This window comes from Bacillus sp. N3378-2at (genome assembly GCF_033412715.1).
Taxonomy (GTDB): Bacteria; Bacillota; Bacilli; order Bacillales; family Bacillaceae; genus Bacillus; species Bacillus subtilis.
The window spans coordinates 1,352,453-1,378,673 of sequence record NZ_CP117986.1 but is presented as its reverse complement, the minus strand read 5'-3'; the positions used below and the strand labels follow the sequence as shown (position 1 = coordinate 1,378,673).

The window sequence follows — 26,221 nt, the reverse complement described above, 5'->3', positions numbered from 1 at the left end:
GATGTATTCTAAATACATCTTTTTGAAAGGATTGTTTATACAATGTTAGATAACAAAACAATCGAAATTATTAAAAGCACTGTACCCGTATTGCAACAGCATGGAGAAACAATCACTGGCCGTTTTTACGATCGGATGTTTCAAGACCATCCAGAGCTTTTGAACATTTTTAATCAAACAAACCAAAAGAAAAAAACACAGCGAATTGCTCTGGCAAATGCCGTTATTGCAGCTGCGGCAAACATTGACCAATTAGGAAACATCATTCCGGTTGTCAAACAAATCGGCCACAAGCACCGCAGTATCGGAATTAAGCCTGAGCACTACCCAATCGTCGGTAAATATTTGCTGATTGCGATTAAAGATGTATTGGGAGACGCTGCAACTCCTGACATTATGCAGGCATGGGAAAAAGCGTACGGAGTCATTGCTGACGCGTTCATCGGAATTGAAAAAGACATGTATGAACAGGCTGAAGAGCAAGCCGGCGGCTGGAAGGAGTATAAGCCATTCGCTATCGCAAAAAAAGAGCGGGAAAGCAAAGAAATTACATCCTTCTATTTGAAACCAGAAGACGGCAAGCCGTTACCTGAATTCCAAGCAGGTCAATATATCAGCATCAAAGTGCGGATTCCTGATTTTGAATATACGCATATCCGCCAGTACAGCCTGTCTGATATGCCGGGAAAAGACTATTATCGAATTTCAGTGAAGAAAGATGGTGTCGTGTCTTCCTACTTACACGATGGGCTGCAGGAGGGAGATTCAATAGAGATCAGCGCGCCGGCAGGGGACTTTGTTTTAGATCATGCATCACAAAAAGATCTCGTTTTGATCAGTGCCGGAGTTGGCATTACACCAATGATCAGCATGTTGAAAACATCTGTTTCCAAACAGCCTGAACGGCAAATTCTGTTCATTCATGCGGCGAAAAACAGTGAATATCATGCATTGCGCCATGAGGTAGAAGAAGCAGCAAAACATTCTGCTGTTAAAACAGCATTTGTGTATCGCGAGCCGACAGAGGAAGACCGTGCAGGTGATCTGCATTTTCATGAAGGACAGATTGATCAGCAATTCCTCAAAGAACTGATTGCCAACACAGATGCGGATTACTATATTTGTGGTTCACCGTCGTTTATTACAGCAATGCATAAGCTTGTATCAGAGCTCGGATCGGCGCCGGAGTCTATCCATTACGAGCTATTCGGCCCGCAATTAAGTTTGGCGCAGTCCGTTTGAACACATACATGAAATTCTTCTCCTTTCAGAGAAGAGTTTTTTATTGAGATTTAAGAAGGCAGACAAGCGCCGGTTTCTACATCCGGACAATCACAGACCCGCCGCCATTTGTGCATACACGGTTTTGCTGTTCTTGCATTGTTCTCAGCAATTCATTGTTTACCTCAATCGCTCTAATTAGTTGCTCCATCCTTAGCTCCAAACCGGCCAGCCTGTCGATTGTTTGCTGCTGGTAGCCCGTGGGTTGGGAAGCCAATGGCAGCTCAAAGGGCCAAAGGGTATTCGACTTCTGATTTTTCATATTGCGTATTGCGCCTCCAATCGGTGTCACTTTCTATTATGTTATGTTCAGGCGAGGTGCACGTTCGCCTATTTAGACACTGATGCATAGAGGGCCTGCCACGGGGCACAATAGGCTCAATATAACCAGCGGATGGAGGTGAAGATCGGTGTTATGGATGATATGGGTATTTTTACTGAAGCCAGTTATCGTATTTTCGATTGCGTATATTTTATTTCGGCTTGCCGGTAAAAAAGCTGTGTCACAAATGAACAATTTTGATCTGCTTTTGACCTTCGCAATCGGAACCATTATCAGTGAGCCGATCCTTACATCCAAGCTGCCGATGTCAATTTATTATGCGGGTGCTTTTTTGGTGCTTTATCTTATCATGAGCAAGCTCTCTTTATCTAATAAATGGCGATGGCTCCTAGTCGTGAGCCCGACTGTCCTAATCCGAAACGGGGATATTGATGAACGCGGCCTTCGTAAAGAAAGGCTGACTGTTAATGAGCTGCTTGGAAAGCTGAGGGAAAAGGGCTATGCCGACCCGGCTGACATTGATCTTGCTATCATTGAAGAAACGGGAGAAGTAAGCGTCATCCCGAGAGAGGAAGCGAGAGCGGTGCAGGTGCGGGATTTGAATATGGAAGCTGAACGGAATTTTATCCCGATTCCGCTCATACTGGATGGCGAAATCCTTGATCATAATTTGAAATATCTCCAAAAAAACCGATCCTGGCTGTTTGAGAAGCTTGAGGAAAAAGGGTACAGCCCCAAACTGCTGTCTTCGATCACCTTAGGCACGATGAATGCGCGAGGTGATATATCCCTTGATTTAAATACCTCTAATGACCCGCAGCATGATCCTTACTTATATAAACCGGGAAATAACAACTAAGATGGCTCTCTCTTGTAATGAGAGCTTTTTTCTTTTTTAAAGGGAATTTTTGTTTGGTGTCAAATGTACCTAGTTAGGAGGGGAACTGAACATGAAGGACTTATCCATAAGAAACGACATGGCGCCAACGGTCAGTCTGCTGTATTCCGCAGTGGAAGAAAACAGTCTCCGTCTGGCTTCTATCGTAAGCCATATGACACACAGTGAACTTTACTATAAGGGGCGCTGCCAAACAAAAAACAGCACGGCTCAGCTTTTGCACCATATCACAAATGTTGATATCAGATGGGTCTGGCGTATCAAGGAAAATCGGATACCGAACCATATTGAACAGACATACGGCCCGATGACAGATGAAAGCGGACGGCTGCCTGTACCGGTGAATCAGCCAGACTTAGATGAACTCCTGAAAAGACATCAGCATGTAGTAGAGGAGCTGAAATCGGTATGCTTCACTTTAACAGAAAATGCTTTGAACCAGCCGCTTTCCTTCGAAGGTGACACCGCGACGATACGATGGGGAATTTGGCATATGGCAGATCATAACCGCTATCATCAGGCACATATTGAAGCTCTCAAAAAAGAATGGAAGCAGGATGTGGCGAAGTATGAACGCTAAAACGAAGCTTGTGACCGATCGAATTCGTTTGCGCTGTATGGAAGATCGGGATCAAGCCACTTTGTTTGGGCTGCTTTTTAATGATCCTGACGTCATGACATATTATTCCGGTTTAAAAGATAAGAGGCAAACCCGCGAGTGGGTCAATTGGAACCAACGAAATGAAAAAGGGTACGGCGTTAGTCTGTGGATCGCCGAAGATAAGCGGACAGGGGAGTTTTTGGGGCAATGCGGCACTGTTCCCCAGCAGATCGAAAATCAAACCGTAATGGAAATTGGCTATATGTTTGCCCGCCGCCACTGGGGGAACGGCTATGCGCAAGAAGCGGCTCGGGCCTGTCTGGACTATGGCTTTAACGAGCGGCAGTTCGGCAAAATGGCGGCTTTGATTGATCCGGGTAACAAAGCGTCCATACGGGTAGCGGAGAAAATCGGTATGCATCACAGCGAAACGACCAGAAAATGGAATAAACCGATCGCGGTATATGAAAGAAAATCTTACAATTGAAAGATAGAGCTGAGTTTAGTATCATGATATCATGTAAAGTTTTCTAGGGTTCCGCATGTCAATTGACATGGACTGGTCCGAGAGAAAACACATACGCGTAAATAGAAGCGCGTATGCACACGGAGGGAAAAAAGCCCGGGAGAGTCAATCTCATGTGAGACGACTGTCCGGGGTTTTTTTGTTTTCGGAGAATCCTAATAGATAGAAAGGAATGACTCAAAATGAAATGGGGATTGGTCGTGCTTGCCGCTGTTTTCGAGGTTGTTTGGGTGATAGGCTTAAAGCACGCTGACTCAGCCTTAACATGGAGCGGCACTGCCATCGGCATCATATTCAGTTTTTATCTTCTAATAAAGGCGACTCACAGTCTGCCTGTTGGTACCGTGTATGCCGTCTTTAGCGGGCTCGGCACAGCGGGAACAGTACTTAGTGAAATCGTTCTGTTTCATGAACCGGTTGGATGGCCGAAGCTATTGTTAATTGGCGTGCTCTTAATCGGTGTAATCGGGTTGAAGCTTGTGACACAGGATGAGACAGAGGAAAAAGGAGGCGAGGCATAATGCTGCACTGGATCAGTTTATTGTGCGCGGGCTGTTTAGAAATGGCCGGCGTGGCCCTTATGAATCAATATGCGAAAGAAAAAAGCGTGAAATGGGTGCTGTTGATCATTGTTGGTTTTGCCGCTTCATTTTCCTTGCTGTCGTACGCAATGGAAACCATTCCGATGGGAACGGCTTACGCCGTCTGGACAGGAATTGGCACCGCCGGCGGGGCGCTTGTCGGCATCCTCTTTTACAAGGAGCAGAAAGACGCCAAACGGATCTTCTTTATCGCGTTGATTTTATGCTCAGCGGTTGGTTTGAAAATTCTGTCATAAATTGATTTTTATCAAATCTTCAGTATAATGGATAAATAGTTTAGACTTACAAAGATAAGAGGGATTATTCATGAAATCATATATGACTCAGCGGTTGGACGAATACCGTGACGGAAATGAGGATAAAGGGCGGCTCTTGGTCAGCTGCCCCGATCAGCCGGGTATCGTCTCTGCAGTTTCTGCGTTTTTATTTGAACACGATGCCAATATTATAGAATCAAATCAATATACGACAGACCCTGAAGGCGGCCGGTTCTTCCTGAGAATCGAATTCGACTGCGCGGGCATTCGTGAGAAAAAAGCATCTCTTCAGGCGGCGTTTGCCTCTGTAGCGGAAAAATTCGACATGACATGGAGCTTAACTTTGGCAAGTGAATTGAAGCGTGTCGCCATTTTTGTTTCAAAGGAGCTTCATTGCCTGCATGAGCTGATTTGGGAATGGCAAACCGGCAACCTGATGGCGGAGATCGCTGTTGTCATCAGTAACCATGAGGAAGCGAGAGAGCTGGTTGAGCGCCTGAACATTCCATTCCACTATATGAAAGCGAACAAAGACATCAGAGCGGAAGTCGAAAAGAAGCAGCTTGAACTGCTGGAGCAGTACGATGTTGATGTCATCGTGCTTGCACGCTATATGCAGATTCTAACTCCTGATTTTGTTTCGGCTCATCCGAATCGCATCATCAATATCCACCATTCATTTCTGCCTGCTTTTATCGGTGCGAATCCGTACAAACGGGCTTACGAGCGCGGCGTGAAACTGATCGGTGCGACATCTCACTATGTGACAAACGATCTTGATGAAGGACCGATCATTGAACAGGATATTGAGCGTGTGGACCACCGCGATAATGCGGAAGCGCTGAAAAACATCGGAAGAACAATTGAGCGCAGCGTGCTTGCCCGTGCTGTGAAATGGCATTTGGAAGACCGTGTCATCGTTCATGAAAATAAAACAATCGTCTTTAACTAGACTGAAAGAGGCCCGCGCAAAGCGGGCTATTTTTGATGACAAAAAACCTTGACAAGTGTCTTTTTTCTTTGCATAATATAAAAAAATCATTGAGCGTTGAAGAGGATTAGTAAGCAGATCTTTCTGTGACAGAGAGCAAAATGAATCGCTGAAACATTTTGCCGCATGAAACCTGCCGAACCTGCCTTGGAGTCCTAGGGGGAAAACCTAGGCGCATAACCTGGCGTTACAGGAGAGCGGAGCGTGCACAAGCGCGTTCAATCAAGGTGGTACCACGGAAACCCATTTCGTCCTTATGAATCAGGATGAAATGGGTTTTTTTATTGTAGAAGAGCCGCGGAGGAGAATAAATGAAAAAACAAAGAATAGTAGTGAAAATAGGAAGCAGTTCGCTCACAAATAGCAAAGGAAGCATTGATGAGGCAAAAATCAGAGAGCATGTTCAGGCCATTTCCGTGTTAAAAAAAGCGGGGCATGAAATGATTCTGATTACCTCGGGTGCCGTAGCGGCGGGGTTTTCCAGCCTCGGTTATCCGTCCCGTCCCGTTACCATCAAAGGAAAACAGGCGGCGGCCGCGGTCGGACAAACACTGTTAATGCAGCAATATATGAATCAATTTAAACAATACTCACTGACTCCGGGACAAATCCTTTTAACGAGAAATGATTTTTCGAAAAGAGAACGGTATCGAAACGCGTATGCTACGATAATGGAATTATTAGAGCGGGGCGTCATTCCGATTATCAACGAGAACGATTCTACATCTGTTGAAGAATTGACATTCGGAGATAATGATATGCTTTCTGCGTTAGTCAGCGGATTGATTCACGCGGACCAGCTCATGATTCTCACCGACATTAACGGACTGTATGATGCCAATCCAAATGAAAATCCTGAGGCGAAACGATTTGATTATTTGCCGGAGATCACGCCTGAATTGCTTGGATATGCAGGTTCAGCCGGATCAAAGGTCGGCACCGGCGGAATGAAATCAAAGCTGTTAGCCGCACAAACCGCGCTGTCTCTGGGAGTGAAAGTATTCATTGGAACAGGCAGCGGAGAGCAAAAACTTGCGGATATTTTGGACGGCAGGGGAGACGGCACTTATATCGGAGACAAAGAACTATCTTCGGTTAACAACACAAGGCAGTGGATTCAGTTCCACTCGCCGATATCGGGAGAAATTATCATTGATGCGGGTGCCGAGGAGGCGATGATCCATAATGGAAGCAGCCTTTTGCCCGCTGGCGTTGTGGGTGTGAACGGAAGCTTTCCGAAAGGGGCGGTTGTGGAAGTCAGGGGACCGGGCGGCGTGATCGGCAAAGGCCAAACCCATTACTCCTCTGAGGAGATTATGGAGGCCAAGGGCAAACGCAGTGACGAACTTGATTTTGAGAAAACGTTTGAGGTTATTCATAGGAATGACTGGGTCAATGTAAAAGACTAGGAGGCGGAAAAATGAGTGAAGTTTCTGTAAAAGCGAAGCTTGCGAAAGAAGCAGCAGCCGAAATGATCATGAAAACAACAGCCGAGAAGGATGAGGCGCTCAGCCTCATTGCAAACGGACTCCGCAAAGAACTGGATTTTCTCTTGGCGGAGAATGCAAAAGACATTGTGAACGGAAAAGAGAATGGTTTAACACCGGACATCATTGACCGTCTCACATTGGATGAGAAACGTATACGCGATATCGCGGACGCGGTGGAGCTCTTAATCGACTTAGCGGACCCAATCGGCGACTCTCTTGAAACGATTGAAAAAGAAAACGGCCTGTTTATTGAAAAAATCCGTGTGCCGCTCGGTGTCGTAGGAATGATTTATGAGGCGAGGCCAAACGTCACAGTTGATGCGGCTACCCTTTGCCTGAAGACAGGGAACGCGGTTGTGCTGCGGGGAAGCTCCTCAGCCATCCACAGCAACAAAGCGCTCGTCAGTGTCATTCACAGAGCACTTGAGCAATCAGCGCTTCCGATTCACGCTGTGCAGCTGATTGAGGATACGAGCAGAGAGACAGCAAAAGAGCTCTTTACGTTAAATGATGGTTTAGACGTATTGATTCCGCGCGGAGGCAAGAAACTGATTGATCTCGTTGTGAGAGAATCAACAGTTCCTGTATTAGAAACGGGAGCAGGAAACTGCCACATATTCATTGACGAAACAGCCAAACCTCAAATGGCAGAAAAGGTTGTCGTAAATGCCAAAACTCAGCGCCCTTCTGTATGCAACGCGATTGAATCATTGCTGATTCACAAGGCTTGGGCAAGACAGCACGGGAAAGAATTGCTGGACCAGCTGGAAAACGCGGGAGTTGAAATTCGGGGTGATGAATTGGTATGTGAACTTCATCCTTCAAGCAAACAAGCATCAAAAGAAGATTGGGAAACCGAATTCTTAGCGCCTGTCCTCAGCGTAAAAACGGTTGAAAACGTCCAAGAAGCTGTGAAGCATATCCAACAATACGGCACCAATCATTCTGAAGCGATTTTAACTGAAAATGACAAAAACGCAGCATATTTTCAAACGGCTGTCGATGCTGCCGCTGTCTATCATAACGCGTCAACCCGCTTTACCGACGGCTTTGAATTCGGCTACGGAGCCGAAATCGGCATCAGCACGCAAAAGCTTCATGCAAGAGGACCGATGGGGCTTCCTGCACTGACTTCTACAAAATACATCATTAAAGGAACTGGGCAAATCCGTGAATAGCGGGGCAATGTTCAATGAAAAAGCTTATCTCATTACGAGATAAGCTTTTTTATACGTGAAAAATTGACACACCAAATTTAATTGTGTACAATTTAATTGTATAAAATATATTGGGGGAATGAAAAATGAGTCAGCCATTATTTACAGCAACTGTTTCAGCGGTAGGAGGAAGAGAAGGAAAGGTCATTTCATCAGACCGCGTTCTTGAGCTTGATGTCGCAATGCCGGGGACACCAAGAGCAAAGAAATTAGAAAAAGCGACAAATCCAGAGCAGCTGTTTGCAGCAGGTTATGCAGCTTGCTTTGACAGCGCCCTGCAGCTTGTCGCAAGAACAGAACGGGTAAAAGTAGAGACAGAGGTTACAGCGAATGTAAGTCTGTTAAAGGATGAAGCGGACCAGGGCTACAAGCTTGGTGTGACGCTGCAAGTAAAAGGAGAAGGAGTCAGTGCATCAGAATTGGAGGCGCTTGTGAAAAAAGCGCACGGCGTCTGCCCGTATTCAAAAGCAACCTCCGGAAATATTGATGTGACACTTGAAGTTGCTGAATAAATAAAAAGAGGATGCCTGTACAAGGCATCCTCAATTTTTTTGATGAAGTGTTTCCAGCAATGTATATAGAGCGGATTTTAACTGTTTGAGATCCTCCCCAGACTGCTTTGAGAGCCCCAGAATTGTCTCTGGAATGTCAACCGCTTTATCCTTTAATAACGCTCCGTCCTCTGTCAGGCTGATCAACACGGACCGCTCATCCTCTTCTGATCTTTTTCTCGTAATCAAACCCTGTTGTTCCATTCGTTTAAGCATAGGAGTGAGCGTTCCTGAATCTAAATACAGCTGTTCGCCCATTTTTTTGACAGTAAGCGTTTCGTGTTCCCATAACAAAAGCAAAGCCAAATATTGGGGGTATGTTATATTCAGCTTATCAAGCAGAGGCTTGTATTGCTTTATCATTTCCCGCGAACTCGCATATAGCAAAAAACAAAGCTGATTCTCCAATTTCATATGATCAAATTTATTTTCCATTTTGTTCACCAACTCTTTTTGTCATTCGATTCTATTGTATCTGAAAAACTTCACTTTTCCTATTCTCGGCAAACATAGCATGTTTAAAAAGATTAGAAAGGGAAATATAACAACTAGATACAAATAAGGAGGTTGGGAAATATGGCACTATTTACAGCAAAAGTAACCGCGCGAGGCGGACGGGCAGGACATATTACATCAGATGACGGTGTTCTTGATTTTGATATTGTCATGCCAAATGCCAAAAAAGAAGGACAAACCGGCACAAATCCGGAACAGCTCTTTGCGGCAGGGTATGCTGCATGCTTCGGCGGCGCGCTCGAACACGTAGCCAAAGAGCAGAATATCGAAATTGATTCGGAGATTGAAGGGCAGGTCAGCCTCATGAAGGATGAGAGCGACGGCGGGTTTAAAATCGGTGTCACACTAGTTGTGAACACGAAAGATTTAGATCGGGAAAAAGCACATGAGCTTGTCAACGCCGCTCATGAATTCTGTCCTTACTCAAAGGCAACCAGAGGAAATGTTGATGTAAAACTAGAATTAAAATAATGACCGGCATCCTGAGTGTTCTCAGGATGTTTTTTGGTGTCGGAGCATGCGGGGCGGGCACAGATTTATGATAAAACGTCAGAGAAGCGTTTGAAGCATGCCTTTAAACCAAAAGTTACAGATGAAGCGGGTGGCTGGCACGGTGTCTGCCGTGCTGAATTGCGCGTATATGCTGTTTTGTATTTGCACAGGGCATAGCGGCTACTTGGAGAAATAACAAGGACCAGGCCGCGCATGCCTGATCCTTTTAATATTCTTTCTTATTGGCGAAGTTCCGCCATGCTTGAAACGGGGATAAATGCTCTGTTAGTGTCACTTGATAAAAGGGGATCGTTCTTTCTTCAGCAGGTTTATCAATTTCTTTATAAATGAATGAATCATCAAACCCGGCTTCGGCAGCGTCTGTGTGCTCAGCTGCATAGAAAACGGCTTTAGGCCGGGCCCAGTAGATGGCGCCCAAGCACATTGGGCATGGTTCACAGCTCGTATACAAAATGCAGTCATCAAGCTGGTATGCTCCTAGCACCTTACAGGCTTTCCGAATAGCTGTGACTTCCGCGTGGGCAGTCGGATCATTGCTTGTTGTGACGTTGTTCTGTCCCTCTGCAATAATGGCTCCGTCTTTCACGATAACGGCTCCAAAAGGCCCGCCGATTCCTGCATTCACTCCTTCACATGCGAGAGTGACAGCCCGTTTTAAGAACGTTTCATGATTCATCCCAATCCCTCCTGTCAATAGAGTGTTATTAGTATAGCCGAAAAGAATGCAAAGAACATTCTTAAAAAAGTGCAAAATAAACAAAGTAATTGGGGGATTTGCTAAAATAAGAAACTGATTGTGGCTGTATTATAGAAAAAAACCATCTGCCAAATGCAGATGGTTTTTTAAAAATTATACTAGCTGTGTCTGCTTTGCTCTTGCCTGTTTTGCGGCTTCAACCATGTTTTTCAATGCTGCAACCGTTTCTTCCTGCTGTCTTGTTTTCAATCCGCAGTCCGGATTTACCCAGAAGCGGTCAGTCGGACAGACGGCAAGCGCATCAACGATAATATTGTACATTTCTTCAGTTGACGGCACACGAGGGCTGTGAATGTCATATACACCAAGGCCAAGCCCTTTCAAATACGGGTGGTTTTTTAAGTAATCTAAAAATCCTCCGTGGCTTCTGCTATGTTCGATTGTAATCACATCGGCATCAAGATCATTGATTGTATCAACGATATCTTCGAAGTTGCTGTAGCACATATGTGTATGAATTTGTGTCTCGTTTTTCACGGAAGAAGTGGTTAATCTGAAAGCTTCTGCCGCCCAAGTCAAATACTCATCCCAATCGCGGGTTTTCAATGGAAGGCCTTCACGCAGCGCTGGTTCATCGACTTGAATGATTTGAATGCCTGCGTCTTCAAGCGCTTTAACTTCTTTGCGAAGGGCAAGCCCGATTTGGAAGGCGATTTCTTTCCTCGAGATGTCGTTTCGAGGGAAAGACCAGTTTAAGATTGTAACCGGGCCCGTCAGCATTCCTTTCACATGCTTGGAAGTCAATGACTGTGCGTAGACTGTGTCTTTCACTGTCATCGGTTCAATAAATTCAACATCTCCGTAAATGACTGGCGGGCGGACACAGCGTGAGCCGTATGATTGAACCCAGGCATATTTAGTGAAGGCGAAACCGGCCAGCTTTTCACCGAAGTATTCGACCATGTCTGTCCGTTCAAATTCGCCGTGAACAAGGACATCAAGCTCCAATTCTTCCTGAATATCAATCCATCTTTTTGTTTCCGCATTGATAAAGTTTTGATACTGTTCATCGGACCACTCAGCTTTCCGCCATTTTTGGCGTGCGCTCCGCACTTCAGCAGACTGCGGGAAGCTGCCGATCGTTGTCGTCGGCAAAAGCGGAAGGCCGAGAGATTCATTTTGCAGGGCTAAACGTTCTTCAAACGGAATCGGACGCTTGAAGTCTTTATCAGTTAATTGCTCAAGCTCTTTCTTTTGTTCAGAATTGGCGCCTGTTGCAAACTGTTTAAGCGCCTGGATATCAGCCTTAGCCTGCTGAATCTCTTCGCTGATCGCCGCTTTTCCTGATACTAAACCTTCTTTCAAAGCTGTCAGCTCGGCCAGCTTCTCTTTTGCGTAGGATAATCCGTTCAATAGGTCTTTTTCCAAATGCTCATCAGGGTGTTTCGCTACCGGAACATGCAACAGGCTGCTGGAAGGCTGAATCCACAGTTCATCAACTTTTGCAATGCTGAGAATATCAAGAACGGCATCGAGACGCTCTTCAAGGTCCGCTTTCCAAATGTTGCGTCCGTCGATAACGCCAACTGCCAGCACTTTGTCTGTCGGAAAGCCATGTGTTTTAAGCTGTTCCAGGTTTCTGCCTTTGTCGTGAACGAAATCAAGGCCAATTCCCTGAACCGGGTAAGAGATCAGCTCTTCATAAGCATCAACAGAATCAAAATACGTCTGCAAAAGCACATTCAAGGATGAAAGCTCACTTGTAATGCTTTCAAATAATTCTTTTGCGCCGCGGACATCTTCACTAGAGGCGGTAACGAGCGCCGGCTCATCGATTTGAACCCATTTTACGCCTTCTTCTTCAAGCTCTTTCAAAAGCTGTACATATAATGGCACAAGGCGTTTTTGGATCGCTTTTGCTTCAGATGGTTCATAGCCTTTAGCAAGCGTAACGAACGTATAAGGGCCGACAATCACAGGCTTTGTTTCCACACCGTATTCCTGTTTGATCCGGCGATAATCTTCGAGTTGTTTGTTTCTTGTCAGACGGAACTCAATGCTCTCGTCATATTCCGGAACGATGTAATGGTAATTTGTATTAAACCATTTTGTCATTTCACTAGATACGGCGTCTTTGATTCCGCGGGCGATAGCGAAGTATGTATCGGTAGCGTCAGTCAAATGTCTGAAACGTTTCGGGATCCAGTTGAAGCTGACTGCTGTGTCGAGTACATGGTCATACTGTGTGAAATCAGAAACAGGCACAACATCAATCTGCTGGTCAATTTGTGTTTTTACTGCGGATAAAAATAGTTCGTCGATTTGCTTCAAAAACGTATCTTTATCAGTACTGCCTTTCCAATACGCTTCAAGTGCTTTTTTCCATTCCCGGTTCAGTCCGATTCTCGGAAATCCTAAATTCGATGTTTTGATGGTTGTCATTGTTTCTCCTCCTTTATATGTAAAACACTCTCTTTAACCCGCGGATACAGGCTGCTAAGAGGTTTTCTCACAACAAAAAGCCTCTTTCCCATGAGAGAAAGAGGCTTTTCTGCGTAAAACACTGCCTCTCTCATCTCTCAGACACAATCTGATGGAATTAGCACCGTGCCTTATGAGACATCAGTCTCGGCGCGAAAAGCAGTGCGCCCCATTTCACAATGGTATTACGGTCGGTTGCTGTTGGGGTCAAAAGGCCAATCCCTCGCCCAACTCTCGATAAGAGAAAATGTTATTAATTTTTTGAAAAGTTGAATCATTTGTTGGTAATCTTAACAGTAATTCAAATTCATTGTCAACATAGAATTTGAAATTTTTATTTACATGATGTGGTGTATATTATATAAGAAAAATAATCTTATAGGGTCAACAAATGTGATTGCTCTGCTTTTTCTGCGAGCTCATCAGGAGCTGTTAAATACAGGAATCCATTGCCTGCCAGCGTTTTTGCAATATCAAGAGGAAGTGTCCTGCGGATTAGCTGTGCGAAAACCTCAGATTCAGAAAGCTTTCTTTGAAATGATTCTTCTTCATAGCTTTTGATTAAAGCAAGCGCACCGCTGACATGAGGGGCAGCCATTGAAGTGCCGGTCAGCTTACCGTACTTCTTGTTGGGAAGGGTGGATAAGATGTTTTCTCCTGGTGCCACAAGGTCAATCTCTTTATTCGCGTTAGAAAATTCTGATAATTCTCGCGCTACAGAAACAGATCCAACTGCAATCACTTCATTATAAGCTGCGGGGTAGGAAAGCTCTTCTGTGCGTTCGTCGCCGTCACCTTCATTTCCCGCTGCACAAACGACAAGCACTCCGTTTTTGACTGCGTTTTTCACTGCTTCTTCCAGCTCTGGCACATCGCTTGGCCCTCCAAGGGACATTGAGATGATGTCGACTTTCTGTTCCACCGCGTAGTTGATGCCGTTAATTATCCATTCGTATTGTCCGCTGCCATTCTCGCCGCCAAGAACCTTCACAATCAATAGGCTTGCCTCAGGCGCGACTCCGGCAATGCCTCCGTTTGAATCATTAGCTGCAATCGTTCCGGCGACGTGTGTGCCGTGTCCGTTGTAGTCGGAAATCGCATCTTCCTTGCCGCCGTCGTCATCCGTGAAGTTCTTTCCGCCGATGATTTGATTTTTTAAATCAGGGTGGCTTGTGTCGCAGCCCGTGTCTAATACAGCAACTTTAATATTTTTGCCTTTTACCCCTTTTGCCCACATTTCTGGCGCCTTAATCACTTTAATGCCCTCAGGAAGCTCGTTTACATCCATGATCTGCTCATTCGTCACATACGGGATCAAGCGGATTTCACCATTCATAAAAAAGCCCTCCTTTTTTATGCTTTCAAGTGGATTCAAGGGTGTTGCCTCATATTATATGAAAAAAGCAAGCGCTCGGACAGAGCCATTTGAAGCATTTTGAAAAAATAGGATACACACCAAAGAATTAGTAATCTTCAAAATATTGGATGGCTTCGGCGTGTATGACTGGGATTCAACTGTAAGTCAAGTTATAATAGTGTTGGGGAAAGGAGCAGTGTCATGAAACTGAATGAAAAATTATATGCATTTTTTTCAGAGCATGTGGAACAAATGGCCGAGGAATGGATTGAAACGATGGAGGAAAGTGATCCGAATTCGCTTTACGCCCTACATAATGCAACAGTAACGGAAGAATTGAAAGAGCAGGACAGAGAATTTTACCGGCATCTGAATTACATGTATGTTTTACCGGAAAAACAATTTCTCGAAGAGTTTCAAGAGTGGGTCATAGAGCTGACCAACGATCAAAAACATCTCGACACACCGGTTCAGTATGTCATTCGGGAGTTTATGAGAAACAGGAGATTATATACGAAGTATTTTGAGAAGTTCGCAGAAGAAAATGAGTCAGCGTTTGAACCGGGAGAGAAGCAAAAATGGGCTGATTTGATTGTAAAAGTATTTGATTTCACCATATATACATTCGTTGATCACGCTGAAATGAATGCCAAGCAGCAATTAAACGCCCAAAGAGAAATGATATTGGAACTAAGCTCACCTGTCATTACCCTGAGCAAATCAACAGCTCTGCTGCCCCTTGTCGGTGACATTGATACCGAACGGGCGAAGTTTATTCTGGAAAACACGCTTCAAGCTTGTGCGAAAAGACGTGTGGAGCATCTGTTAATCGATCTGTCAGGTGTTGTTGTGGTGGATACGATGGTGGCGCACCAGATCTTTAAATTGATTGAGGCGCTTAATCTGATCGGTGTCCGGTCAACCCTGTCAGGAATCAGGCCTGAAATTGCGCAAACTGCTGTACAGCTGGGGATTGATTTTTCGAATATTACCATTAAAACCAACCTTGCCCAAGCATTAAACTATCATCAATAAAAAAATCCGCTATCTGTGATAGCGGATTTTTTATGATGCGAAACATAAAGATACGAGAAAGGATCCCGCGAATAATAAGAGGACGAGGCAAAAGAACACCCAGTCGCGCCGGTTCACGCTCAATGTCCTGTAGTATGTCCGGTTTCTGCTTCCTGTAAATCCTTTCGATTCCATCGCAAGCGCTGTCCGTTCCGCTTTTCTGATGGCGCTTACCAATAGCGGTATGGTATATCGTTTTAACGCACCGATTTTATTAATGATGCCGCTCTCCGCCGCTCCTCCTCTGATTTTATGAGCCTGCTGAATCAGCTGGACCTCATCCTTTAACAGCGGAAGAAAGCGAAAGCCTGCGATGACACCGTACGCGAGCTTTGGTGAGAGCCTGCACTGCTGGACAAGGCTCAGCATAAATAAAATCGGATCGGTTGTAAAAACAAACATCATCGATAAGGCGGAAAAGCATAAAATACGAAACCCGAGGGAGATGCCGACAGACACATTATCGCTGTTAATGGAGATAGGGCCTGCTTGAAACAAAAAATTATCCGGTGTTGTCGGCACCTTTCCAAAAACTGCGGCTGTCCACACGCACCCGAATGCTAAAATCAAAAACGGAATCGTAAACAACAACCATTTTTTCAATGGGATTCCGGCCGCCAGTAAAACGCCCGCGATGATGATGATATAAAAACATGCCGGGGTGTAAGGGTTGTAAATAAACGACAGCATGACGACACAACAAAAAACCGCCGCCGCTTTCACAGTCGCATTAATGAGATGTAACGGCTGCTTCATCACGCACCTCCTCTTGATATGCCATCCATTTATATAGAAGGGGGAGGGTGAGCTTTGCTTTTTGGACAAGCCCAGTTTCTTGAGAAAACAACTGAGCTGGAGATCCGTCAAAGGCCAGGCCCGTATCGTGAAGCACAAGCACGCTGTCAGCATACGAAGAGACTAGCTCCATATCGTGTGTAATCATAAGGACAGCGGTTCCCTCTGCCTTGATACGCTGAATCATTTCCATGCATTCAGCCGCCGTGCGGGCATCCTGGCCAAAGGTTGGTTCGTCTAATAATAAAACCTTTACGTCATGCATGAGCATAGTAGCTACGCTCAGTCGCCGTTTTTGCCCTTGGCTGATCGCAAACGGATGATGATCAGCCAAATGCGCAAGACCAAAACGCTGCAGCAGGTGTTGCGCTTTTTTCTCAGTTTCAGCATTTGCTTTCTGGCCGAACAGAAGCTCGTCATACACCGTATCGGTGACGAATTGATGCTCAGGGTTTTGAAAAACAAATCCCATCCGTTTACGCAATTCTTTTTCTTTATATTTCTGCAGCGGCTGGTCATAGAGAAGGATTTTGCCGCTTTGCGGTTTCATGAGACGGGCCAGAACTGATAAGAGCGTCGATTTTCCAGTGCCATTCGGACCAACAAGCGCCGTTAAAGAGCCTCCGCGCAACGAAAAGCTGATGTCTTTGAAAATCGTCTGCTGTCCTCTCGCGAACGAAAGGCTGCTGACTTCAAGCACACTCTCCCCAGAAGGAGCTTCCTTCTTTTTGGCATGCCCGGGAGGAATAGGCTCTTTGAACAGCATCTTTTTTGATAAAGTAAACGGCATACTCAGCTTTTCCTGCAGATGACAGACCTTTGGAATGGTGATGCCCAATTTCTTTAGTGTCTCCGCTTCATGCTGAAATAGATTTTTCGTCAAGCCATCCAGCGCCTTTTTGCCTGATTTGTCGAGTACGATCGTTCTCTCAATCCAAGGCGCCCATTCATCAAGCTGGTGCTCAATGACGAGGAGGCTGAAACCTTTTTCCCGCTGAAGATCCTTCATCAGATGAACGAACTCCCGCGCTGAGAAAGGGTCTAAAAGAGAGGTCGGCTCATCTAAAATAATAAGCTCAGGCTCCATCGCCAAAATACAGGCGAGAGCCACTTTTTGCTTTTGTCCTCCTGAAAGGGTAGATATCGTTTTTTCTTTTAAATGGGTAATGCGCAATTTTTCTAATACGGTGTTGATTTTCTCTGTCATTTCTTCTTTTGGAATTTGCAGATTTTCCAGCCCGAATGCAATTTCGTCCTCCACCGTCAGCATGCAGAACTGCTGATCAGGATCCTGAAAAACGACCCCGGCATGCTGAGCAATCGTTTGGGAGGTCTCAGCATCTGTGACCGGCTTTTGAAATAGAAATACATGTCCGGACTGAATGCCGTCGCAAGCCTCCGGATATAGACCGTTTAAACAAAGGGCGAGCGAGCTTTTACCGCACCCGCTCGGTCCTAATAATAAAACACATTCTCCTTTTTGAAGCTCAAACGAAATGTCTTGAAAAACCGGTTTCTCGTCTTCTTCATAAGAGAAGCTGAGCTCGTCAACCTTAAGAAGCTCATCAAAGGCTTGCATGTTCTGACGCCCGCTTCCGTTTCTTTTTCAGTTCCTTTCCGAGTGCCATTCCGTTTAACACACCTGTATAAGCGAGAGAGTCGCTAACAGCTTTTCCGAGAAGCCCCGCCAAAAGCGCGCCGGAAATGAGACGGATCACAAGCATAATGAGCAGATAACCTGGTGAATAGGCTGCATAGCCAGAAACAAAGAGATCATAGATAAAGCTGGCTACTGAAGACCCCATACCGGCCAGCATAAGGACAGGGAGAGAGTATGCTTTCCAGCGTGTTGCAAGAAACACAGCCTCAGCCCCGAGCCCTTGAACAATGCCAATGACGATGACCATCGGGCCAGACGGATTTCCCAGCAGGCACTCAACGAGAGCGGCAATGATTTCAGAAACGAGCGCCGCACCCGGTTTTCGAATCATGTACGCGGCGATCACAGAAACGATAAACCAAATGCCGTAAATCGGTTCATAGGCGATCGGCCCAAACATACCTGCAAGCACGTTTCCGAAATGTGTAAATAATAAATAAACAACGGCAAATACGATACTGATAACGGACATGATGACAATTTCTTTTACTTTCCAGCTTTTCATGTTATCCCTGCTTTCTGTTTTTTCTTGATGGACTGTTAGCCGAAAGATTCACAGTCATGGTGATGTGGTTTGTTTGCTGCTCAGCCATACGGAAAACGGCTTCCAATGTGCTGAATACGTCATGCGCATCCCCGTCAAGCTCGCTCGCGTAATGGACACCCTGTACGAAAGTGCCTTGGGCTTTTGCAATGTCGACAGCCTTCATAATCAATCCCATATAATCCGGCTCGTTCATTGGATAAAGGGCAAATTGGCACGGCGCTTCCGCCTTCAAGCCTCGGACAGCATCTTCATTGACACGCTTATCACCTTTGGAAAGATATGTATCCCCCTGTGTGTCACCCGGGCATCCAATGGAAAACGTGCCGTTCATGACGATGTGTTTTTCGCTGTTTGCTGCATGAAGGTAAATGGCTTTTGCAGCATCGAATACATGATCAATCGATCCGCGTAAAACCGTGCTGATATGGTCGGTTTTCGTCCATACCTTGGATGTGTCTGTTTTTTTCAGCGCAGACTTGATCACACTGATAAAATCATCCGTCATCGGATATAAAGAGAAACGAAAACCGGCGATTCTGCTTGTACCGCAAATATGCTCCATTTCTCCGACCTCCTGTTTTTTTGGTAAAATAAAAAACTGCATATCCTAAGGGAATATGCAGTCATAGATCGATTAAGCGCACAAAAAAATACACCATTCGGTCAACCTGCACTTCCCCACGCTGGTATTATCCAGATCGGGTCATAAGGGATCAAAGCGCGTTTCTTCCGCGCTTTATCTCAGCCAAAACAGCACCCCTAGTGCTTTCCGTATACAATTTTTTATTTTGACATCATAATAGATGATAAGAATCATTTTGTAAACAACGAAATCATTTTTTTCATATAGGGACGGGAGAGGATGGTCAAATTTGGAAAAAGGACACATATTAATTGTGGAAGATGAAGAAAAAATCGCCAGGGTTCTTCAGCTTGAATTGGAATATGAAGGATACAGCGTCACGATCAAACACAATGGCACAGAAGGTCTTGATGCGGCAGCGGAAGGCGGGTATTCCTTGGTGCTTCTTGATGTCATGCTTCCGGGGCTTAGCGGACTGGAAGTGCTGCGCCGCTTGAGAAAAACGGATTCGCAGACACCGGTCATATTATTAACGGCGCGAGACAGTATTCCTGATAAGGTAACAGGTCTGGACATCGGTGCAAATGACTATGTCACCAAGCCGTTTGAAATCGAGGAATTGCTTGCGAGAATCAGGGCGGCGCTGCGGCAAAATGGAACAAAAACTGAAGATATCGGCACCTTTCTTACATATGACGATTTGCGGGTGAACGAAAAAACCCGTGAAGTGAGACGCGGAGACAAAGAGGTGGAATTAACGCCGCGGGAATTTGATCTGCTCGTCTATATGCTAAAGCATCCGCAGCAAGTGCTGACACGGGAGCAAATTCTAAGCTCAGTATGGGGATTTGATTATATCGGTGATACAAATGTCGTGGACGTCTACATAAGATACATCAGAAAAAAACTGGACTATCCTTACGAAAAACAGCTGATCCATACGATTCGCGGGGTCGGCTATGCCATTAAGGGGTAAACGATGAAGCTGAAGACCAAGATTCATCTATACACTTCGATATCACTGTTGATTTTATTAATTTTGGTTCATACCGCAGTATATCTCATTTTTTCGTCTGCGCTGACATCAAAGGATGCGGCCCGGCTTGCTGATGAGACGGATAACATTGCCGAAGCGCTGCGTGCCGCTGAAACAGAAGGAGTGGCTTTGCAGGATATGCTGCAGGCCTATCTTCCGGCAAATGGCATGGTGCGTGTAGTGAATGGTGATCAAAAAGCCGTTATGACGATCACAAAAGAAAAAGCCTATAAAGATTTTCCTCTCTCTTTTCATAGCGGCGAAACGGCAGATGTGAGGAAACATGACGGCAAGCTGTTTGCCGAGGCTGCTGTTCCGGTGATTTGGACCGATGGACAAGTCGTGTCTCTTCAGCTGGTTGAAAGACTGGAGAACACAGAAGAGAGTCTGTTTCTGCTGAAAATCATCTTAATCGCTGCAAGTGCTGCTGTCTGCATTGCTTCTTTTTTTGCAGGCAGCTTGCTAGCCCGCCGAATCATCAATCCGATCAGACGATTAATGATCACAATGAAAGACATACAGCGAGACAAAGAATTTAAAACGATTTCTTTAGAAGAACAGTCCAACGATGAATTGTATCAAATGGGGCTGACATTTAATGAAATGGCAATGATGCTGAAGGAGCACTATGATAAACAGCAGCAATTTGTTCAAGATGCTTCACACGAATTGAAAACCCCGCTCACTATTATAGAAAGCTACAGCAGCCTGATGAAGCGATGGGGGGCAAAAAAGCCGGAGGTGCTTGAGGAGTCGATAGAAGCCATTCACTCAGAAGCGGTGCATATGAAAAAACTGACCAATCAGCTTTTGGCGCTGGCCAAAAGCCATCAAGGACTCGAGGTTGATCTGAAAACAATCGATCTGATTAAAGCGGCGCGCGCGGTTATGCAAACGCTCCAGTCCGTTTATCAGCGTGACATATTGCTTGAAACAGATAAAGAGAGCCTGCTTGTAAAGGCAGATGAAGAACGCATCAAGCAGCTGTTGACCATTTTGCTTGATAATGCAATAAAGTATAGTGAAAAGCCTATTGAGATGTCAGCCGGAACGAGGAATGGACGGCCATTTCTATCAGTGAGGGATGAAGGTATCGGAATACCTGAGGAGCATATCCCGCATTTGTTCGAACGGTTCTACCGGGCAGATGAGGCACGAAACAGAAAAACAGGCGGAACGGGTTTAGGCCTTTCCATTGCCAAGCAAATCGCTGATGAGCATGGCATTGAGCTGTCTGTCAAAAGCAAGCCGGGACAAGGAACAGCTGTCACCATGCAATTCAGCGAACAGAATGGGGGAGGCCGATGACTAAAACAATAAAAACAGTATCTTTTGCTGCAGCAGCCATTTTAGTAGTCATCATCTGTACGTTTCTCATCATTCGGCAAACCCATGAGAACGTATTGTCAAAGGAGACTGTCGTAAAAAAAGTCGAAGCCTCTTATGAAGGCAAGGTCACGAAAGCAACACAATCAAAGGATAAAAAAACATATGATATAACCCTTGAAAATCCAAAGGGAACTTACTTTGTAAAAGCAGACGCAATATCGGCTGACATTCTTTCAATGAATAGAGTAAAAGCAGTGAATCCATCTGCCATGACAGAAAAAGAAGCCGAGCATCTCGCGCTTGAGCGGGTGCCGGGAACGGTCAAAAAACAAACACGGCAAAGTCGAGTTGCCACTTATACCATACAAAAAGAAGATGGGAAAACATACGAAGTGAAGGTAGACATGCAGGCAAAAACAGTCTTGTCTGCCGATCAAATCAGCAGCAAAGATCAACAAAAAACGCCGATTACGAAAAAAGAAGCCAAAACTATTGCAGAGCGAAAAACGGGCGGTACAGCGGATGACGCAGATCTCGAAGAAAGTGAGGGCACTCTCATCTTTGAAGTGGACGTTGATCTTCCTGATGATAAGGAAGCGACAGTGAAAATCAATGCCTACACAGGAAAGGTAGCTAACATTGTGTATGAAGACTGACGGTTTCTCATCAAATTCTCATCTTGCTCTCGTTTTCCTTTCATGTTGAGTGTGTAAACTGTACTCATACAAAACAAAGGAGGACTCACAAATGCTCAAGAAAAAATGGATGGTCGGTCTTTTAGCAGGATGCCTAGCGGCCGGAGGATTCAGCTACAACGCGTTTGCCAAAGAAAACAATGAAAACAGACAGGCTTCTTCTAAGACGGATGCACTCACTGAACAAGAAGCAGAAGCAATTGCTAAAACAGTTGTTGACGGCACAGTAGAAGACATTGACAGAGACCTTTACAACGGCAAAGAAGTCTATGAAGTGGAGATTGAAAAAGAAGGTGAAGACTACGACGTTTATGTAGATATTCATACAAAACAAGCGCTTAATGACCCGCTAAAGGAGAAAGCAGAACAAGTCGCCATAACCAAAGAAGAAGCTGAAGAAATTGCTTTAAAGCAAACAGGCGGAACCGTAACAGAAAGTAAGCTTGACGAAGATGACGGTGCTTACATCTATGAAATGGAAATCCAAACGAAACAAGGAACTGAGACAGAATTTGAAATTTCCGCAAAAGATGGACGCATTATCAAACAGGAGATAGATGACTAATCAAAACCCCTGCTGCAGCGGGGGTTTTTCATGATAAGAAACCTTCTTTTGGACAATCTAAGTAGAAAAGGAGGCGAAACGCATGGAAAAGAAAGAGGAGCAATACATCAATCAGGCTGAATATGTCCCTCATCCGACGAAGGAAGGAGAGTATGCCTTATTTCTTCATGAAACGTATCATTTGCTTTCTGAAGATGACGAGACACAAACAACAGAATAAGGGCTTAGGCCCTTGTTTTGTTCCGTAATTGTGATGTAAGCGCATTTATTACTTTTTTGAGTTGACACAGCTTGTTTTTTTCTGTAATCTCAGTGTGTCAATTCAATTAGGAACTTCGTTAGGTGAGGCTCCTGTATGGAGATACGCTGCTGCCCAAAAATGTCCAAAGACGCCAATGGGTCAACAGAAATCATCGACATAAGGTGATTTTTAATGCAGCTGGATGCTTGTCCTATGCCATACAGTGCTAAAGCTCTACGATTGAAGGCGCCCGCACGCTTTTTTTGCCGTGCTTCTTTCACCTTCAATCCCGAAGGCTTTTTTTATGCCTTTAAAACGAAACCAATCAAAGGAGGTGCGGAGTATGGATTCTCCCCATTCGAGTCAATCTGAAGAAGTACCCATATACTATGACAGCAAGACAATTGATTACACGATGAGGAGACGAACTGCCGCACCTTCTGGCGAGGCCGGCACGTCTCCGTAGAGGAGGTACGAGTCCCGATGGTTCAAAACATGACCTATGACGAACTCATTTTACGCATCATTATTTTACTGAGAGACGGGAAAATCAGGGATTTCAGAAGTGTTATTGATGAGCTTCAGCCCTATGACATGGCATTTATTTTTAAAGAAATGCCGGAAAAACACCGCGCCCGCTATTTATCTTATTTAACTGTAGACGATATCACTGATATGATCGGGGAGCTGGAACGCGAATTTCAGCTTGTCGTCTTAAATAAAGTCGGAAAAACAAAAGCAACACTGGCGATGAACAAAATGGACAACGATGACCTCGCTCAATTGCTTGAAGAAATGGACGAAGAACTGAAGGAACAGCTTTTGTCCAGCATGGAAGCGTCAGAGTCAAAAGCTGTACAGCTCTTGATGAATTACCCGGCTGATTCAGCGGGACGCATGATGACAAACCGGTATGTGTGGATCCCTCAGCATTACACGGTAAAAGACGCGGTCGTCAAACTGAAAAGCTTCGCTGAAATAGCTGAATCGATCAACTACTTATATGTTATTAATGAAAGCAAACAGCTGGTTGGGGTTCTTTCCTACCGCGATTTGATTCTGGGTGAACCTGAAGAAAAGGTGCAGGATTTAATGTTTACCCGCGTCATATCAGCAGATGCTCTTCAGGACCAGGAAGAAGTTGCCCGCCTGATTGAACGTTACGATTTTTTGGCAATACCGGTTGTAGAAGAAAACAACGTGCTTGTCGGCATTGTGACAGTCGATGATATTATCGACGTCGTTATTCGTGAAGCTGATGAGGATTACGAAAAATTTGCCGCTTCCGGTAAAGACATCACCTTTGACACAAAAGCTTACGTGGCGGCATACCGGCGCCTGCCATGGCTAATCTTACTCTTGTTTATCGGACTGATTTCAGGAAGCATTATCAGCTATTTTGAAGATGCGCTGAAGCAGGTTGTAGCGCTTGCGTTTTTCATGCCGATGGTGTCAGGGATGACAGGAAATACGGGAACACAATCTCTTGCGGTTGTCATCAGAGGTTTGTCTAAAGAAGAAATGAACAAAAAAACGATTGTGCGCCTGATCTTCCGGGAGTTCAGAACAAGTATTTTTATCGGAGCGGTTTGTTCTGTGCTGATTGCGATTGTCTCCATCATATGGCAGGGGAATGCGCTTTTGGGATTTGTTGTCGCCTCTTCGCTGTTCTTAACCTTAATCATCGGCACGATGTCAGGAACGATTATCCCTATTATTTTGCACAAACTGAAAGTGGACCCGGCGATTGCTTCTGGACCGCTGATTACAACGTTAAACGATATTTTATCTTTATTAATCTACTTTGGCATTGCCACTGCATTCATTCACTCATTATAAACGTAAAAAGTCCGTCTCAACTGCGAGCCGGACTTTTATTATTTAACGGTTTTTGTACCGAAAGTGAGCATTAAGCTGCCCCTCCAGCATTTTTTTCCGCACTTGCGGATCGTTTTTTAACATCTGTTCTTTTTTGCGCATATCCTTTAAAATCTCTGCCGTCTGTACGCCGTCTTCACGCTTATTGGCGATATCCATCAGCCGCTCCACATCGGCAAAGGAGTATTTTCTTGTCCCCCTTGAAGAACGCTGCGGGTAAATGAGCTTTCGTTCCTCATAATACCTGATCTGTCTTACGGACAATCCTGTCAATTCACTCACAATTCCGATTGAAATCACTTTTTTGTCTTTATAAGAATGATCTTCTGTGGTCATTTTTCCACCCCTGGATGTCTTTTGATAATAGTATATAAAAAACAAAGAGAAAAAACCTGACGCTTGTCATATTTTCTAACATCAAATAGAAGATTTTTGAAAAAATACGGAAGAAAAATTAACAAGAATAATGCGTAACACTCAAGCGCGTTTTATCCTTTATGTAACGAACAAACGAGGAGGAAGGATAATCATGGAGGAAGAAAAAGCGGTCTCACTGGCAAAAGAAATTATAGAGTTGGATATCAAGCGTGATGAAATGCTGGAGACGTTTATGCAGCTTGCCGGAGAACAGGCTTTTCAATTATTAAGATCGGTTCAAAACGGACAATACCGAAAATCTTCGTAAACATAAATTCTTTACATTAGATTCATACCACGTTCATTTAAAAAGAGTATCTTTTGTATAGGATACCTCAAAATGAAGGAGGACGCTATGAGTAATTTATTGAAATCCGCTTTAGAAAAAGAACGACGCCATTATTCTGAAAAACTCTATCAGATTGGGGTTTATAATAAAGAGGTCATGAACAAAATGACGATTTCTGAGCTTCGGAAAGAATACGCTTATTTCTTTCGAAGCATTACAAATCATAAAAATTATCCTTATACAAGATAATGTATAAGGATTTTTTTGCTTTTAGAAGGAATTTCTCGAATTATAGCGAATACGTATAGTAAGGGACTGAACTCTTATTATATGTAAGGGTTTTCATTATTTTTTTATAAAAATCCTATATACGAGGTAGATATGATGAGATTATCGTTTAACGAAGAAGAAGTTGAGCGTGCGATGAATTTGTACAGAGTTTTTGCAAGGGCTTTCAAAAGTGTGTCCGAACATAGTATCCGTGATAGCAAAGAGCACGGTTTTAATCCCACTGAATTTGCTGTACTGGAGCTCCTGTACACAAGAGGCCCGCAAAAATTACAGCAAATTGGGTCGAGACTTCTGCTTGTAAGCGGAAACGTCACATATGTTATTGACAAACTAGAAAGAAACGGGTTTTTAGTAAGGGAGCAGGACCCGAAAGATAAACGCTCTGTTTACGCACATTTAACTGACAAGGGAAATGAGTATTTGGATAAAATTTATCCGATTCATGCACTGCGTATTGCGAGAGCGTTTTCAGGTCTTTCGCCTGATGAACAGGACCAGCTGATCGTCCTGCTCAAGAAAGCAGGCATACACAGCCAGCATTTGCTGTTTCGTTAACTATT

General features: G+C 44.6%; 32 protein-coding genes, 1 pseudogene and 4 riboswitches. Of the genes and pseudogenes, 23 read left to right on the top strand and 10 right to left on the bottom strand.

What is annotated here, in order from left to right; genetic code table 11:
• Nucleotides 1–42 precede the first annotated feature (42 nt).
• On the top strand, nt 43–1,242 hold the full coding sequence (gene hmpA, locus PUN35_RS07545) for an NO-inducible flavohemoprotein (RefSeq protein ID WP_014479585.1): 1,200 nt from the start codon (nt 43–45) through the stop codon (nt 1,240–1,242).
• Nucleotides 1,243–1,318: 76 nt separating this feature from the next.
• Here the strand turns inward: hmpA and PUN35_RS07540 are convergent, their stop codons facing one another.
• Nucleotides 1,319–1,543 (bottom strand): hypothetical protein, encoded by a 225-nt coding sequence (locus PUN35_RS07540; RefSeq protein ID WP_017695103.1) that lies wholly within the window; start codon nt 1,541–1,543, stop codon nt 1,319–1,321.
• A 148-nt stretch (nt 1,544–1,691) separates the two neighbouring features.
• Here PUN35_RS07540 and PUN35_RS07535 point away from each other — a divergent pair, with 148 nt between their 5' ends.
• From PUN35_RS07535 to PUN35_RS07495, 9 genes are all read left to right on the top strand, one after another.
• Nucleotides 1,692–2,423 carry a DUF421 domain-containing protein gene (locus PUN35_RS07535; RefSeq protein WP_014479586.1) on the top strand — a complete coding sequence of 244 codons (732 nt, stop codon included), beginning with the start codon at nt 1,692–1,694 and terminating at the stop codon, nt 2,421–2,423.
• A 91-nt stretch (nt 2,424–2,514) separates the two neighbouring features.
• Entirely contained in the window at nt 2,515–3,042 is a 528-nt protein-coding gene (locus tag PUN35_RS07530; RefSeq protein ID WP_014479587.1) for a DinB family protein, read from the top strand.
• Entirely contained in the window at nt 3,032–3,550 is a 519-nt protein-coding gene (locus PUN35_RS07525) for a GNAT family N-acetyltransferase (RefSeq protein WP_014479588.1), read from the top strand. Before PUN35_RS07530 ends, PUN35_RS07525 begins: the two co-directional genes overlap by 11 nt.
• Before the next feature lie 32 nt (nt 3,551–3,582).
• A riboswitch (guanidine-I (ykkC/yxkD leader) is annotated at nt 3,583–3,694 on the top strand.
• Nucleotides 3,695–3,771: 77 nt separating this feature from the next.
• A complete protein-coding gene (gene ykkC / locus PUN35_RS07520) occupies nt 3,772–4,110 on the top strand; it encodes a multidrug efflux SMR transporter subunit YkkC (RefSeq protein WP_014479589.1) in 339 nt (112 codons plus the stop codon).
• Entirely contained in the window at nt 4,110–4,427 is a 318-nt protein-coding gene (gene ykkD, locus PUN35_RS07515; protein WP_014476583.1) for a multidrug efflux SMR transporter subunit YkkD, read from the top strand. Before ykkC ends, ykkD begins: the two co-directional genes overlap by 1 nt.
• 70 nt (nt 4,428–4,497) lie before the next feature.
• Nucleotides 4,498–5,400: a formyltetrahydrofolate deformylase gene (gene purU / locus PUN35_RS07510; protein WP_014479590.1), complete on the top strand. Its 903-nt coding sequence runs from the start codon at nt 4,498–4,500 to the stop codon at nt 5,398–5,400.
• A gap of 350 nt (nt 5,401–5,750) precedes the next feature.
• Nucleotides 5,751–6,848, top strand: a complete 1,098-nt coding sequence (gene proB, locus PUN35_RS07505) for a glutamate 5-kinase (RefSeq protein WP_014479591.1) — start codon at nt 5,751–5,753, stop codon at nt 6,846–6,848.
• Nucleotides 6,849–6,859: 11 nt separating this feature from the next.
• On the top strand, nt 6,860–8,107 hold the full coding sequence (gene proA, locus PUN35_RS07500) for a glutamate-5-semialdehyde dehydrogenase (RefSeq protein WP_014479592.1): 1,248 nt from the start codon (nt 6,860–6,862) through the stop codon (nt 8,105–8,107).
• 125 nt (nt 8,108–8,232) lie between these two features.
• Complete coding sequence (locus PUN35_RS07495; RefSeq protein ID WP_003232574.1) at nt 8,233–8,658, top strand: organic hydroperoxide resistance protein; 426 nt, start codon at nt 8,233–8,235, stop codon at nt 8,656–8,658.
• A 30-nt stretch (nt 8,659–8,688) separates the two neighbouring features.
• On the opposite strand, the gene ohrR is transcribed toward PUN35_RS07495, so the two are convergent.
• Nucleotides 8,689–9,132 carry an organic hydroperoxide resistance transcriptional regulator OhrR gene (ohrR, locus tag PUN35_RS07490; RefSeq protein WP_014479593.1) on the bottom strand — a complete coding sequence of 148 codons (444 nt, stop codon included), beginning with the start codon at nt 9,130–9,132 and terminating at the stop codon, nt 8,689–8,691.
• Nucleotides 9,133–9,273: 141 nt separating this feature from the next.
• Here ohrR and PUN35_RS07485 point away from each other — a divergent pair, with 141 nt between their 5' ends.
• Together PUN35_RS07485 and PUN35_RS07480 are read left to right on the top strand one after the other, a co-directional pair.
• A complete protein-coding gene (locus PUN35_RS07485; protein ID WP_014479594.1) occupies nt 9,274–9,684 on the top strand; it encodes an organic hydroperoxide resistance protein OhrB in 411 nt (136 codons plus the stop codon).
• A gap of 26 nt (nt 9,685–9,710) precedes the next feature.
• Nucleotides 9,711–9,882 (top strand): annotated as a pseudogene (locus tag PUN35_RS07480) (hypothetical protein).
• Nucleotides 9,883–9,931: 49 nt separating this feature from the next.
• Here PUN35_RS07480 and guaD read toward each other — a convergent pair.
• The 3 genes from guaD to isp all read right to left on the bottom strand — a co-directional run bounded on the left by guaD (nt 9,932) and on the right by isp (nt 14,240).
• Nucleotides 9,932–10,402, bottom strand: coding sequence for a guanine deaminase (guaD, locus tag PUN35_RS07475; RefSeq protein ID WP_003245084.1), 471 nt, complete (start codon nt 10,400–10,402; stop codon nt 9,932–9,934).
• Nucleotides 10,403–10,576: 174 nt separating this feature from the next.
• On the bottom strand, nt 10,577–12,865 hold the full coding sequence (gene metE, locus PUN35_RS07470) for a 5-methyltetrahydropteroyltriglutamate--homocysteine S-methyltransferase (RefSeq protein ID WP_014479596.1): 2,289 nt from the start codon (nt 12,863–12,865) through the stop codon (nt 10,577–10,579).
• 127 nt (nt 12,866–12,992) lie between these two features.
• Nucleotides 12,993–13,148, bottom strand: a riboswitch (SAM riboswitch).
• A gap of 132 nt (nt 13,149–13,280) precedes the next feature.
• Entirely contained in the window at nt 13,281–14,240 is a 960-nt protein-coding gene (gene isp / locus PUN35_RS07465) for a serine protease Isp (protein ID WP_014479598.1), read from the bottom strand.
• Between the two features lie 222 nt (nt 14,241–14,462).
• Here isp and rsbRB point away from each other — a divergent pair, with 222 nt between their 5' ends.
• On the top strand, nt 14,463–15,296 hold the full coding sequence (rsbRB, locus tag PUN35_RS07460) for an RsbT co-antagonist RsbRB (protein WP_003232560.1): 834 nt from the start codon (nt 14,463–14,465) through the stop codon (nt 15,294–15,296).
• Between the two features lie 30 nt (nt 15,297–15,326).
• Here the strand turns inward: rsbRB and thiX are convergent, their stop codons facing one another.
• From thiX to thiU, 4 genes are read right to left on the bottom strand one after another with little or no spacing between them, the layout of a single operon-like run.
• Nucleotides 15,327–16,091 carry an HMP/thiamine ABC transporter permease ThiX gene (gene thiX / locus PUN35_RS07455; protein WP_014479600.1) on the bottom strand — a complete coding sequence of 255 codons (765 nt, stop codon included), beginning with the start codon at nt 16,089–16,091 and terminating at the stop codon, nt 15,327–15,329.
• A complete protein-coding gene (locus tag PUN35_RS07450; RefSeq protein WP_014479601.1) occupies nt 16,066–17,709 on the bottom strand; it encodes an ABC transporter ATP-binding protein in 1,644 nt (547 codons plus the stop codon). Before PUN35_RS07450 ends, thiX begins: the two co-directional genes overlap by 26 nt.
• Nucleotides 17,696–18,295: an ECF transporter S component gene (locus tag PUN35_RS07445; RefSeq protein WP_003232554.1), complete on the bottom strand. Its 600-nt coding sequence runs from the start codon at nt 18,293–18,295 to the stop codon at nt 17,696–17,698. Before PUN35_RS07445 ends, PUN35_RS07450 begins: the two co-directional genes overlap by 14 nt.
• A gap of 1 nt (nt 18,296) precedes the next feature.
• Nucleotides 18,297–18,899, bottom strand: coding sequence for an HMP/thiamine ABC transporter substrate-binding protein ThiU (gene thiU, locus PUN35_RS07440; RefSeq protein WP_014479602.1), 603 nt, complete (start codon nt 18,897–18,899; stop codon nt 18,297–18,299).
• A 96-nt stretch (nt 18,900–18,995) separates the two neighbouring features.
• Nucleotides 18,996–19,108: riboswitch (TPP riboswitch) on the bottom strand.
• A gap of 101 nt (nt 19,109–19,209) precedes the next feature.
• Here thiU and ykoG point away from each other — a divergent pair.
• The 7 genes from ykoG to mgtE all read left to right on the top strand — a co-directional run bounded on the left by ykoG (nt 19,210) and on the right by mgtE (nt 24,625).
• The gene (gene ykoG, locus PUN35_RS07435) at nt 19,210–19,896 is read left to right on the top strand and encodes a two-component system response regulator YkoG (RefSeq protein WP_003232551.1); all 687 of its coding nucleotides are present in this window, start codon (nt 19,210–19,212) and stop codon (nt 19,894–19,896) included.
• A gap of 3 nt (nt 19,897–19,899) precedes the next feature.
• On the top strand, nt 19,900–21,264 hold the full coding sequence (gene ykoH, locus PUN35_RS07430) for a two-component system sensor histidine kinase YkoH (RefSeq protein WP_014479603.1): 1,365 nt from the start codon (nt 19,900–19,902) through the stop codon (nt 21,262–21,264).
• Nucleotides 21,261–21,941: a PepSY domain-containing protein gene (locus tag PUN35_RS07425; RefSeq protein WP_031600431.1), complete on the top strand. Its 681-nt coding sequence runs from the start codon at nt 21,261–21,263 to the stop codon at nt 21,939–21,941. Before ykoH ends, PUN35_RS07425 begins: the two co-directional genes overlap by 4 nt.
• A 91-nt stretch (nt 21,942–22,032) precedes the next feature.
• Entirely contained in the window at nt 22,033–22,545 is a 513-nt protein-coding gene (locus tag PUN35_RS07420; RefSeq protein WP_014479606.1) for a PepSY domain-containing protein, read from the top strand.
• Between the two features lie 82 nt (nt 22,546–22,627).
• A complete protein-coding gene (locus tag PUN35_RS07415; RefSeq protein ID WP_003218541.1) occupies nt 22,628–22,765 on the top strand; it encodes a transcriptional regulator SplA domain-containing protein in 138 nt (45 codons plus the stop codon).
• Nucleotides 22,766–22,872: 107 nt separating this feature from the next.
• Nucleotides 22,873–23,038: riboswitch (M-box (ykoK) riboswitch) on the top strand.
• Nucleotides 23,039–23,129: 91 nt separating this feature from the next.
• Complete coding sequence (locus tag PUN35_RS07410; protein ID WP_009967087.1) at nt 23,130–23,252, top strand: hypothetical protein; 123 nt, start codon at nt 23,130–23,132, stop codon at nt 23,250–23,252.
• A gap of 17 nt (nt 23,253–23,269) precedes the next feature.
• On the top strand, nt 23,270–24,625 hold the full coding sequence (mgtE, locus tag PUN35_RS07405) for a magnesium transporter (protein ID WP_003232543.1): 1,356 nt from the start codon (nt 23,270–23,272) through the stop codon (nt 24,623–24,625).
• Between the two features lie 42 nt (nt 24,626–24,667).
• Here the strand turns inward: mgtE and tnrA are convergent, their stop codons facing one another.
• Complete coding sequence (gene tnrA / locus PUN35_RS07400) at nt 24,668–25,000, bottom strand: MerR family transcriptional regulator (protein ID WP_003232541.1); 333 nt, start codon at nt 24,998–25,000, stop codon at nt 24,668–24,670.
• Between the two features lie 193 nt (nt 25,001–25,193).
• Here tnrA and PUN35_RS07395 point away from each other — a divergent pair, with 193 nt between their 5' ends.
• The 3 genes from PUN35_RS07395 (at nt 25,194) to PUN35_RS07385 (ending at nt 26,216) form a co-directional block, all read left to right on the top strand.
• The gene (locus PUN35_RS07395) at nt 25,194–25,349 is read left to right on the top strand and encodes a hypothetical protein (protein ID WP_003232538.1); all 156 of its coding nucleotides are present in this window, start codon (nt 25,194–25,196) and stop codon (nt 25,347–25,349) included.
• Nucleotides 25,350–25,436: 87 nt separating this feature from the next.
• On the top strand, nt 25,437–25,619 hold the full coding sequence (gene ykoL, locus PUN35_RS07390) for a stress response protein YkoL (protein WP_003245766.1): 183 nt from the start codon (nt 25,437–25,439) through the stop codon (nt 25,617–25,619).
• 132 nt (nt 25,620–25,751) lie between these two features.
• Complete coding sequence (locus PUN35_RS07385; RefSeq protein WP_003232536.1) at nt 25,752–26,216, top strand: MarR family winged helix-turn-helix transcriptional regulator; 465 nt, start codon at nt 25,752–25,754, stop codon at nt 26,214–26,216.
• The last annotated feature ends 5 nt before the right edge of the window (nt 26,217–26,221 follow it).

Bases quoted from the DNA above. Each gene is read 5' to 3' on its own strand.
- hmpA (WP_014479585.1), top strand. From the start codon at position 43: ATGTTAGATAACAAAACAATCGAAATTATTAAAAGCACTGTACCCGTA.
- PUN35_RS07540 (WP_017695103.1), bottom strand. From the start codon at position 1,543: ATGAAAAATCAGAAGTCGAATACCCTTTGGCCCTTTGAGCTGCCATTG.
- PUN35_RS07530 (WP_014479587.1), top strand. From the start codon at position 2,515: ATGAAGGACTTATCCATAAGAAACGACATGGCGCCAACGGTCAGTCTG.
- PUN35_RS07525 (WP_014479588.1), top strand. From the start codon at position 3,032: ATGAACGCTAAAACGAAGCTTGTGACCGATCGAATTCGTTTGCGCTGT.
- ykkC (WP_014479589.1), top strand. From the start codon at position 3,772: ATGAAATGGGGATTGGTCGTGCTTGCCGCTGTTTTCGAGGTTGTTTGG.
- ykkD (WP_014476583.1), top strand. From the start codon at position 4,110: ATGCTGCACTGGATCAGTTTATTGTGCGCGGGCTGTTTAGAAATGGCC.
- purU (WP_014479590.1), top strand. From the start codon at position 4,498: ATGAAATCATATATGACTCAGCGGTTGGACGAATACCGTGACGGAAAT.
- proB (WP_014479591.1), top strand. From the start codon at position 5,751: ATGAAAAAACAAAGAATAGTAGTGAAAATAGGAAGCAGTTCGCTCACA.
- proA (WP_014479592.1), top strand. From the start codon at position 6,860: ATGAGTGAAGTTTCTGTAAAAGCGAAGCTTGCGAAAGAAGCAGCAGCC.
- PUN35_RS07495 (WP_003232574.1), top strand. From the start codon at position 8,233: ATGAGTCAGCCATTATTTACAGCAACTGTTTCAGCGGTAGGAGGAAGA.
- ohrR (WP_014479593.1), bottom strand. From the start codon at position 9,132: ATGGAAAATAAATTTGATCATATGAAATTGGAGAATCAGCTTTGTTTT.
- PUN35_RS07485 (WP_014479594.1), top strand. From the start codon at position 9,274: ATGGCACTATTTACAGCAAAAGTAACCGCGCGAGGCGGACGGGCAGGA.
- guaD (WP_003245084.1), bottom strand. From the start codon at position 10,402: ATGAATCATGAAACGTTCTTAAAACGGGCTGTCACTCTCGCATGTGAA.
- metE (WP_014479596.1), bottom strand. From the start codon at position 12,865: ATGACAACCATCAAAACATCGAATTTAGGATTTCCGAGAATCGGACTG.
- isp (WP_014479598.1), bottom strand. From the start codon at position 14,240: ATGAATGGTGAAATCCGCTTGATCCCGTATGTGACGAATGAGCAGATC.
- rsbRB (WP_003232560.1), top strand. From the start codon at position 14,463: ATGAAACTGAATGAAAAATTATATGCATTTTTTTCAGAGCATGTGGAA.
- thiX (WP_014479600.1), bottom strand. From the start codon at position 16,091: ATGAAGCAGCCGTTACATCTCATTAATGCGACTGTGAAAGCGGCGGCG.
- PUN35_RS07450 (WP_014479601.1), bottom strand. From the start codon at position 17,709: ATGCAAGCCTTTGATGAGCTTCTTAAGGTTGACGAGCTCAGCTTCTCT.
- PUN35_RS07445 (WP_003232554.1), bottom strand. From the start codon at position 18,295: ATGAAAAGCTGGAAAGTAAAAGAAATTGTCATCATGTCCGTTATCAGT.
- thiU (WP_014479602.1), bottom strand. From the start codon at position 18,899: ATGGAGCATATTTGCGGTACAAGCAGAATCGCCGGTTTTCGTTTCTCT.
- ykoH (WP_014479603.1), top strand. From the start codon at position 19,900: ATGAAGCTGAAGACCAAGATTCATCTATACACTTCGATATCACTGTTG.
- PUN35_RS07425 (WP_031600431.1), top strand. From the start codon at position 21,261: ATGACTAAAACAATAAAAACAGTATCTTTTGCTGCAGCAGCCATTTTA.
- PUN35_RS07420 (WP_014479606.1), top strand. From the start codon at position 22,033: ATGCTCAAGAAAAAATGGATGGTCGGTCTTTTAGCAGGATGCCTAGCG.
- PUN35_RS07415 (WP_003218541.1), top strand. From the start codon at position 22,628: ATGGAAAAGAAAGAGGAGCAATACATCAATCAGGCTGAATATGTCCCT.
- PUN35_RS07410 (WP_009967087.1), top strand. From the start codon at position 23,130: ATGGATTCTCCCCATTCGAGTCAATCTGAAGAAGTACCCATATACTAT.
- mgtE (WP_003232543.1), top strand. From the start codon at position 23,270: ATGGTTCAAAACATGACCTATGACGAACTCATTTTACGCATCATTATT.
- tnrA (WP_003232541.1), bottom strand. From the start codon at position 25,000: ATGACCACAGAAGATCATTCTTATAAAGACAAAAAAGTGATTTCAATC.
- PUN35_RS07395 (WP_003232538.1), top strand. From the start codon at position 25,194: ATGGAGGAAGAAAAAGCGGTCTCACTGGCAAAAGAAATTATAGAGTTG.
- ykoL (WP_003245766.1), top strand. From the start codon at position 25,437: ATGAGTAATTTATTGAAATCCGCTTTAGAAAAAGAACGACGCCATTAT.
- PUN35_RS07385 (WP_003232536.1), top strand. From the start codon at position 25,752: ATGATGAGATTATCGTTTAACGAAGAAGAAGTTGAGCGTGCGATGAAT.